Source organism: Methanoregula sp., assembly GCF_002835825.1.
Taxonomy (GTDB): Archaea; Halobacteriota; Methanomicrobia; order Methanomicrobiales; family Methanospirillaceae; genus Methanoregula.
Genome location: NZ_PIZH01000788.1, coordinates 1 through 1,024, shown reverse-complemented (window position 1 = coordinate 1,024; position 1,024 = coordinate 1). Strand labels below are relative to the sequence as shown.

Sequence of the window (1,024 nt, the reverse complement as noted above, 5' to 3'; positions counted from 1 at the left end):
CAGTAACACCCATCCTTTTCCTGCCGGGGTGTATACCCCTAAAAAAAGTGCTCTCTTATGGGGCACGGTGCTCTTCTTTGGTCTGCAATACCAGCCGGATCAGGTTCTCCCGGCCTTTTCTGACCTTGACGACCATCCCTTTTGCATGCAAACCGGCAATGGCGGCGCTGACGGTTGACCGGGGCAGGGCGAGTTCCCGCACGATCTCGGACTGGAGCCGCTCACCTCCATGCGTTTCGAGGAGCCGGACGATACGATCCCCGATGTTTTGCGCCTCGTCCGGGGTGAGGGCCGGGGCCGCGTCATCGGGCTCGTCATCCGCCCGGGCTGAATGCCGCCTCCCATGGAGGAAGATCCCGGCAGTGATGGTAATGATGATGACGATGAGTCCGGCAGCCAGCAGGATGACGGGAACGGGCGATTCCTGCTCGATGACGACCCGGGGCTCCCCTGCGGCAAACGAGCGTTGGCCGTACCAGATCAGTTCTTCGCGCTCTTTATCGGCGGGGGGAGTTGCGCTCGCTACCGTAAATCCTTCGGGATACCGGATGACAAGCGTGCTGTCTTTCGCAAGATAGAGGCCTCCGGCAAATGCATCCCCGATGGTCAATGCCCTCCCCGGTTTAGCAAACCCGCTCCAGGGGATGGTATAGACAACAACGCCGAATTTTCCCGTGGGAGACACCTGGATAGTGGGGTCCCCGGTGACCGTGCCGATGGTCATCGGGCGCGAGGCGGTAATGGATGCCTGCACTGCTGAACGCTCCATCAGGTCGCGGATCTCGGGGAGATACACAGCAGACAGGTTGCTGGAATACGACTCAAATGCTGCAACGTCGGCATCGGTGGTGAGTCGTGTCCGATACTCGACCTGCCAGATCGCAGACCCGTCATAATCGACGGTAATGATGTAGGTTATTGTATGCCCGGAGAGGGGAACCTCTGCAGCGTCTCCGGCAGGAACGAGGAGGAGCATGAGCACTGCTGCTGTGATTGCCGCCAGCCGGATGAGGTCTTTTCCTCC

The 1,024-nt window shown here is 59.8% G+C and carries 1 protein-coding gene; it reads right to left on the bottom strand.

Annotated elements, in window-relative coordinates; all coding sequences use genetic code 11:
- Positions 1–55: 55 nt before the first annotated feature.
- Positions 56–1,024: MarR family transcriptional regulator (locus CW742_RS15225; RefSeq protein WP_292421878.1), on the bottom strand; the 969-nt coding region annotated here is incomplete at its 5' end.